The following is a 6,906-nucleotide window of genomic DNA, read 5'->3' as shown; positions in this document are numbered from 1 at the left end:
TCGGTGGCGCACGGCGCACATCCATGTGCGCCGCCCTTCGGGTGTGCGTTTGCTAACGCGAGTGCGTGGCTTCGCAGCGCTGGATGAACTGCGCGACTTCAGGCTCAAGCAAAAGCTGCGTGGCTTATCTGTAGGAACGGCGCAAGCTACGACCGCGGAAATACAACTACGGCGAAGGCTTCGACGTGGCCGACATGCCGCGCTCGCGACTCGCGTCGCTCCTACAGGGGCGGTAATCGCCACGACGGGGAACTCGCGGCGTACTCACGCGACGACCATCCCGCCGGCTCAACCGCCCGAACCACCACGCGCCAACCACTTCCCCGCCATCCGCCGCATCGACTCATCGCTGCCCGGATCGTCGAGCAATTCGGAAATCTCACGCCAGGCCAGGTCCAGCGATTCCTCGCTGATCACGTAGTCCTCGTTGTCGCCCGCGCGCACCACGTAACGCAGGTCGTAATGCCAGTGACCAGGCACGTCGCGACGCTCGGGGATCCAGTGACGGTCCACGTCGAACAACTCCGGGTCGACCGACAGCCCGGTCAGGCCGGATTCTTCCTCGGCTTCGCGCAGCGCCACCTGGGCCAGATCGCGGTCGCCGTCGGCGTGGCCGCCCAGCTGCAGCCAGCGGCCGAGCTTGCGGTGGTGGGTCAGCAACACCCGCCGGCCGGCACGATCGATCAGCCAGGCGCCGCCGGTGAAGTGGCCGGCCAGGCGCTCGCGCAGAAACGGGTCGGCGGGCGGCGGCGCGTCGTGCTGCGCTGCGTCATCGGCGCGGTCGATGGTGCCGGGCACGCCCTCGCCGGCACGCGCGGCTTCGTCGAGCAAGTCCAGAAACGGCTGCGTATGTTCCGCCTCCGCCGGCCAACGTCGCGCATATTCGATGAGATTGGAACGAAGTTCGCCGATGGCGTCGGAATGTTTCGCTGGCATGCGCAAACTGCAGTGTGGCTGGCGGTGTGGGGCGCGATTATGGCGGCAAGAACCATGACGATGTGAGCTTGCCGGTGATTTCCACCCTGGGTTAAGGTGGCCCGCCGCCCCGCTCCGGGGTCGGTCATCGTCGTCATCAGAACGGCGGGCACGTAGATCACTTCTTACGAGAGAGAGGGGAGTTCGATGTCGAGAGGCCTGTTCATCACCAAACCCGTGGCGCCAGCCGGCCATGTGGACGCCGGCGAACCCGTGGAGGGCGGCCTCGAAGGCGAGGCAACGCTCAAACGATCGTTGACCGCGACTCAACTGGTGATGCTCGGCATCGGCGCCGTGATCGGCGCCGGTATCTTCGTCCTGTCCGGTCACGCCGCGGCCGAGCATGCCGGTCCGGCGATCGTGCTGAGCTTCGTCGTCGCCGGCTTCGCCTGCGCGCTGGCCGGCCTGTGCTACGCCGAGTTCTCGGCGATGATGCCGGTCTCCGGCAGCGCCTATTCGTATTCCTACGCCACCCTGGGCGAGTTCGTCGCCTGGTTCATCGGCTGGAACCTGGTACTTGAGTATCTGTTCGCCGCCTCGACCGTCGCGGTCGGCTGGTCGGGCTATCTCAACAGTCTGCTCACCACCTTCGGCATGGGCCTGCCCGCCTCGCTCGCGGCCGCGCCGCTGAACGTGGTCGACGGCAGCATCGTCTACACCGGCGGCCTGATCAATCTGCCGGCGGTGGCGATCATCGCGGCGATCAGCGGCTTGTGCTACGTCGGCATCACCCAGTCGGCGTTCGTCAACTCGATCATCGTCGCGATCAAGGTCGTGGTGATCACCCTGTTCGTGGCCTTCGCCGCCAAGTACATCAACCCGGACAACTGGGTGCCGTTCATCCCGGAAAGCCAGGGCCCGGGCAAGTACGGCTTCGACGGCATCATCCGCGGCGCCTCGGTGGTGTTCTTCGCCTACATCGGCTTCGACGCGGTCTCCACCGCCGCCGGCGAGGCCAAGAACCCGCAGCGCGACATGCCGATCGGCATCCTCGGCTCGCTGGTGATCTGCACGATCATCTACATCATCGTCTCCGGCGTGCTGACCGGTCTGGTGCCGTACCACATGCTGAGCACGCCCAAGCCGGTCGCGACCGCGCTGGAAGCGTTCCCGGCGCTGGGCTGGCTGAAGTTCGCCGTCGAGATCGGCGCGATCGCCGGTCTGAGCTCGGTGATCCTGGTCATGCTGATGGGCCAGCCGCGCATCTTCTACTCGATGTCGAAGGACGGCCTGCTGCCGAAGTTCTTCGCCAAGGTCCATCCGAAGTTCCAGACCCCGTACATCGGCACCATCATCGTCGGCATCTTCGCCGCGCTGCTGGCCGGCTTCCTGCCGATCGGCCTGCTCGGCGAACTGGTGTCGATGGGCACCCTGCTCGCCTTCGCCACCGTCTGCGTCGGCGTGTTGATCCTGCGCAGCACCCGCCCCGACCTGCCGCGTCCGTTCCGGGTGCCGCTGGCCGTGGTGGTGTGCCCGCTCGGCGCGATCGCCTGCCTGTACCTGTTCTGGAAGCCGTTCTCCGAGCATTGGCACCTGATGACCGGCTGGACCGTGATCGGCATGGTCATCTACTTCGGCTACGGCTACCGCAACAGCAAGCTGCGCAAGGCCGCCAACGCGGCCTGAGCGGCGCGCAAGTCCTCAAGGCCGGCGGGGTTTCCGCCGGCCTTTTTCCATTTCATGTAACGCGCATCGCATCGGCGATCGGATTCGAGTCACCAGGCCCGGCGGCGTTTGATCGTCATCCTCGCGAACGCGGGGATCGCGCGACTTCAAAGCTTCCCGCGCGAAGGCCCTGGATTCCCGCGTTCGCGGGAATGACGAGCGGAAGGTCGCCGCACGGCCGTAAGCAGCACCAGGAAGAAACACATGCTGGGACAACTCTGGGCGACCAAACACCCGCACGCCGCGCATACCGAGGCCGAGGGCCTGAGCCTGCACCGCACGCTCGGCCCGTGGGGCCTGACTGCGCTGGGCATCGGCGCGGTGATCGGCGGCGGCATCTTCGTGATCACCGGCAAGGCCGCGGCCGAGCACGCCGGCCCGGCGATCATGCTGTCGTTCATTCTGGCCGCGATCTGTTGCACGTTCTGCGCGCTGGCCTATGCCGAGTTCGCGGCGATGGTGCCGGTCTCGGGCAGCGCCTACACCTACACCTACGCGACCCTGGGCGAGCTGGCGGCCTGGTTCATCGGCTGGATGCTGATACTGGAATACGGGGTGTCGGCGTCGGCGGTCGCGGTCAGCTGGACCGGGTATTTCCTGAGTTTATTGGAACATTTCGACATAACCCTGCCGGCGGCGCTGGTGCAGGCACCGCTCGACGCCAAGCTGCGTCCGACCGGCGCGATCGCCAACCTGCCGGCGGCCGCGATCGTGCTGCTGCTGACCTGGCTGTGCTATGTCGGCATCCGCAAGTCCTCGGCCATGAACATGGCGATGGTGATCCTGAAGTCGGGCCTGATCGTGCTGGTGATCGCGGTCGGCTGGAAGTACGTCAATCCCGAGCTGTGGACGCCCTTCATCCCCGAATCGCAAGGCCCGGGCAAGTACGGCTGGGAAGGCGTGCTGCGCGGCGCCTCGATGGTGTTCTTCGCCTACATCGGTTTCGAAGCGGTGTCGGTGGCCGCGCAGGAATCGCACAAGCCGCAGAAGGACATGCCGATCGGCATGCTCGCCTCGCTGGCGATCTGCACCGTGCTGTACATCGGCATGGCCGCGGTCATGACCGGGCTGGCGCCGTACACCACCCTGGGCACCGACGAGCCGGTGGTGACCGCGATCGCCGCGCATCCGGCGCTGGGCTGGCTGCGCCTGGTGGTCGAGATCGGCGCGCTGGTCGGCTTGTCGTCGGTGGTGCTGGTGATGATCATCGGCCAGCCGCGCATCTTCATGATCATGGCGCGCGACGGCCTGCTGCCGCCGGTGTTCACCAAGATCCACCCCAAGTACCGCACCCCGCACATCAACACCGTGATCACCGGCGTGGGCATCGCCCTGCTGGCGGCGCTGTTCCCGCTCGACATCCTCGGCGACATGACCTCGATGGGCACCCTGATCGCGTTCGCCGCGGTCTGCGCCGGCGTGCTGATCCTGCGCCGCACCCAGCCCGACCTGCCGCGCCCGTTCCGGATCGCCTTCGCCTGGCCGGTCTGCCTGGCCGGCATCGTCAGCTGCCTGATCCTGCTGTCGACCATGACCGCGCACAACTGGATGCTGATGGGCGTGTGGACGGCGATCGGTTTTGCGATCTATTTCGCCTACAGCGTGCGTCACAGCAAGCTGCGCAAGCCGCAGGGCTGAGCCCACTCCAGGGCCCGGGTCCGGGCCCAACGCTCTGACGGCTTGACGGGCCGGCCTCCACAGGCCGGCCCTGCTTTTTGTGGGGACGGCTTCAGCCCCCGCCATGCGAGCTTTCATCCCATCCAGCCGCTTCCGGCGAACCCTCAAGGCCTTACTGCGACCCGATTGGTCGGCATAACGCTGCGTTATGGCAAAAACGAGGCAAGCGCCACATCCCGGCGCTAAACTTGGCCCATGAACAGCGCCCTGCCCTATGACCCGCAACGCCTGTCGCACTGCGCCGGGGAAATCATCGTCAACGTGCGCGAACTCGCGCAGCGCGGCTGGACCCCGGCCACGAGCAGCAATTTCTCGACCCGGATCGATGCCGGGCACGTCGCGATCACCGTGTCCGGCCGCGACAAGGGCCGTTTGACCGAAGCCGACATCATGGTCGTCGACCTCGACGGCACGCCGGTCGCGACCAGCCACCGGCCCTCGGCCGAGACCTTGCTGCACACCCAGCTGTACAAGCGCTACCCGCAGATCGGCTGCGTCCTGCACACCCATTCGCAGACCCAGACCGTCGCCTCGCGCCTGTACGCCGGCCGCGGCCACGTGCATCTGGAAGGCTACGAGCTGTTGAAAGCCTTCAGCGGCAACACCACTCACGAAATGGCGCTGGAGTTGCCGGTCTATCCCAACACCCAGGACATGCCGACCCTGGCCGCCCAGGTCGACGCGACCCTCGACCGGCAGCCGTTATGGGGCTATCTGATCGACGGTCACGGCCTGTACGCCTGGGGCCGCGACATGGCCGAAGCGCGACGCCATCTGGAGGCGTTCGAATTCCTGCTGGGATGCGAACTCGAACTCAGGAGACTGCAGCGATGAGCCGTCTGCGCATTTTCGCCGAAGACCAGACCGACACGCCGCGGCTGAGCACCACCGACCAGGCCGAAATCGCCAGCGAACTGGCCAGGATCGGCGTGGGCTTCGAACAATGGCAGGCCGCGCAGCCGATCCAGCCCGGCGATTCGCCCGAAACGATCATGGCCGCCTACCGCGCCGACATCGACCGGCTGATCGCCGAGCGTGGCTTCAAGACCGTCGACGTGGTCAGCATCGCCCCGGACAACCCGCAGCGCGAGACCATGCGCGGCAAGTTCCTCGACGAGCACTACCACAAGGAAGACGAAGTGCGTTTCTTCGTCGCCGGGTCGGGCCTGTTCACCCTGCACGTCGAGCCGAACGTGTACGAGATCAAGTGCGAACAGGGCGACCTGATCTCGGTGCCCGACAGCACCCTGCACTGGTTCGACATGGGCCCGGAACCGAGCTTCGTGGCGATACGTTTCTTCACCGAGCCGGACGGCTGGGTCGGCCATTTCACCGGCACCGACATCGCCCAGCAGTTTCCGCGCTACGAGAAGGGCCAGGCGGGCTGAGCCGCCTGGCTCGCGCCGATTGACCGCTCGGGCTCAGTCGCCCAGGCGTCTGAGCTCGACCACGTCGGCCAGCACCAGCGGGTCGAAGCGCCGCAGCTTGGTCACATCATTGAGTTGCCAGACCGCCACGTCGCGGTTCATGCGCAGGTGCAGCTTCAGCTCGGGGATGATGTCGTCGGTCGGGATCTTGATCAGCACCTTGCCCGGCGCGATCCCGAACTTGCCGATCAGCTCGATCGCGTCGTTTTCGTTGATGGAGCGGTTTTCCGGGGTGTCGGCGATGAGAACGAGCGCGTCGAGGGTCATGCGAATGGTCCGATCGGACCGGAATGGCCCGCTTATCTACAACAACGTCGCCGCCGCCTTGGTGTGAACCCTGTCCGCCGTCGGCCGGCGCGATTTTTTGCCTGAGCGCCGCCGCAAAGGCGACAATCGGCGTCCCCGCCTCGACTCGTCCCCCGACCCCATGCCCATCCGCGCCATCCTCACCGACATCGAAGGCACCACCAGCTCGATTTCCTTCGTCAAGGACGTGCTGTTCCCGTACGCGCGCCGCGCCCTGCCCGGTTTCGTCGCCGCGCGCGGACGCGAGCCGGCGGTGCGCAAGTGGCTCGACACGGTCGCGCTGGAGAACGGCGGCGCCTGCCAGGACTCGGTCATCGTCGAGGTGCTGCAAGGCTGGATCGACGAAGACCGCAAGCACACCGCGCTCAAGGCGCTGCAGGGCATGATCTGGGCCGACGGCTACAAGAGCGCGGACTTCACCTCGCACATGTACCCCGACGCGGCGCCCGCGCTGCGCCAGTGGAAGGATCAGGGCCTGCGCCTGTACGTGTATTCTTCCGGCAGCGTGCCCGCGCAGCGGCTGTTGTTCGGCCACAGCGATGCCGGCGATCTGACCGAGCTATTCTCGGGTTGGTTCGATACCGAAGTCGGCGGCAAGCGTGAGGCGGCGAGTTATGCGCGCATCGTCGAAGCGATCGGCCTGCCGGCGGACGAGATCGTGTTCCTGTCGGACGTGGTCGAGGAACTCGACGCCGCGCGCGACGCCGGCGTCGGCACGGTGCTGGTGGACCGTCTCGACGATTACCCGCAGCCGCGCGAAGGCGAGGCGACGCATGGGCATGTGCGGGTGACGGGGTTTGATCAGGTGGTGGTGTGATCGATGGCGGTTGACGTGATGGCCTGATCGAAACAGGCG

General features: G+C 66.4%; 7 protein-coding genes. 5 read left to right on the top strand and 2 right to left on the bottom strand.

Annotated elements, in window-relative coordinates; genetic code table 11:
- Positions 1-288: 288 nt before the first annotated feature.
- Positions 289-936 carry an NUDIX hydrolase gene (locus ASD86_RS15075; RefSeq protein WP_056111973.1) on the bottom strand — a complete coding sequence of 216 codons (648 nt, stop codon included), beginning with the start codon at positions 934-936 and terminating at the stop codon, positions 289-291.
- Positions 937-1,122: 186 nt separating this feature from the next.
- Here ASD86_RS15075 and ASD86_RS15070 point away from each other — a divergent pair, with 186 nt between their 5' ends.
- The 4 genes from ASD86_RS15070 (at position 1,123) to ASD86_RS15055 (ending at position 5,705) form a co-directional block, all read left to right on the top strand.
- The gene (locus tag ASD86_RS15070) at positions 1,123-2,601 is read left to right on the top strand and encodes an amino acid permease (RefSeq protein WP_056111971.1); all 1,479 of its coding nucleotides are present in this window, start codon (positions 1,123-1,125) and stop codon (positions 2,599-2,601) included.
- A 243-nt stretch (positions 2,602-2,844) separates the two neighbouring features.
- Entirely contained in the window at positions 2,845-4,278 is a 1,434-nt protein-coding gene (locus tag ASD86_RS15065) for an amino acid permease (protein ID WP_056111969.1), read from the top strand.
- A gap of 234 nt (positions 4,279-4,512) precedes the next feature.
- Positions 4,513-5,151: a methylthioribulose 1-phosphate dehydratase gene (locus ASD86_RS15060; RefSeq protein ID WP_056111966.1), complete on the top strand. Its 639-nt coding sequence runs from the start codon at positions 4,513-4,515 to the stop codon at positions 5,149-5,151.
- Positions 5,148-5,705 carry an acireductone dioxygenase gene (locus ASD86_RS15055; RefSeq protein ID WP_056111962.1) on the top strand — a complete coding sequence of 186 codons (558 nt, stop codon included), beginning with the start codon at positions 5,148-5,150 and terminating at the stop codon, positions 5,703-5,705. Before ASD86_RS15060 ends, ASD86_RS15055 begins: the two co-directional genes overlap by 4 nt.
- A 33-nt stretch (positions 5,706-5,738) precedes the next feature.
- Here ASD86_RS15055 and ASD86_RS15050 read toward each other — a convergent pair whose 3' ends face one another.
- Complete coding sequence (locus ASD86_RS15050; protein WP_056111959.1) at positions 5,739-6,011, bottom strand: hypothetical protein; 273 nt, start codon at positions 6,009-6,011, stop codon at positions 5,739-5,741.
- A 160-nt stretch (positions 6,012-6,171) separates the two neighbouring features.
- Between ASD86_RS15050 and mtnC the strand changes: the two genes are divergently transcribed.
- Positions 6,172-6,867 (top strand): acireductone synthase, encoded by a 696-nt coding sequence (gene mtnC, locus ASD86_RS15045; protein ID WP_056111957.1) that lies wholly within the window; start codon positions 6,172-6,174, stop codon positions 6,865-6,867.
- Positions 6,868-6,906: the final 39 nt, after the last annotated feature.

The organism is Lysobacter sp. Root690 (assembly GCF_001427785.1).
GTDB lineage: Bacteria > Pseudomonadota > Gammaproteobacteria > Xanthomonadales > Xanthomonadaceae > Lysobacter.
The sequence above is the reverse complement of the archived record's forward strand: the minus strand, read 5'-3'. Positions and strand labels throughout refer to the sequence as shown.

Coding starts and splice junctions, on each gene's coding strand:
- ASD86_RS15075 (WP_056111973.1), bottom strand. CDS start 936: ATGCCAGCGAAACATTCCGACGCCATCGGCGAACTTCGTTCCAATCTC.
- ASD86_RS15070 (WP_056111971.1), top strand. CDS start 1,123: ATGTCGAGAGGCCTGTTCATCACCAAACCCGTGGCGCCAGCCGGCCAT.
- ASD86_RS15065 (WP_056111969.1), top strand. CDS start 2,845: ATGCTGGGACAACTCTGGGCGACCAAACACCCGCACGCCGCGCATACC.
- ASD86_RS15060 (WP_056111966.1), top strand. CDS start 4,513: ATGAACAGCGCCCTGCCCTATGACCCGCAACGCCTGTCGCACTGCGCC.
- ASD86_RS15055 (WP_056111962.1), top strand. CDS start 5,148: ATGAGCCGTCTGCGCATTTTCGCCGAAGACCAGACCGACACGCCGCGG.
- ASD86_RS15050 (WP_056111959.1), bottom strand. CDS start 6,011: ATGACCCTCGACGCGCTCGTTCTCATCGCCGACACCCCGGAAAACCGC.
- mtnC (WP_056111957.1), top strand. CDS start 6,172: ATGCCCATCCGCGCCATCCTCACCGACATCGAAGGCACCACCAGCTCG.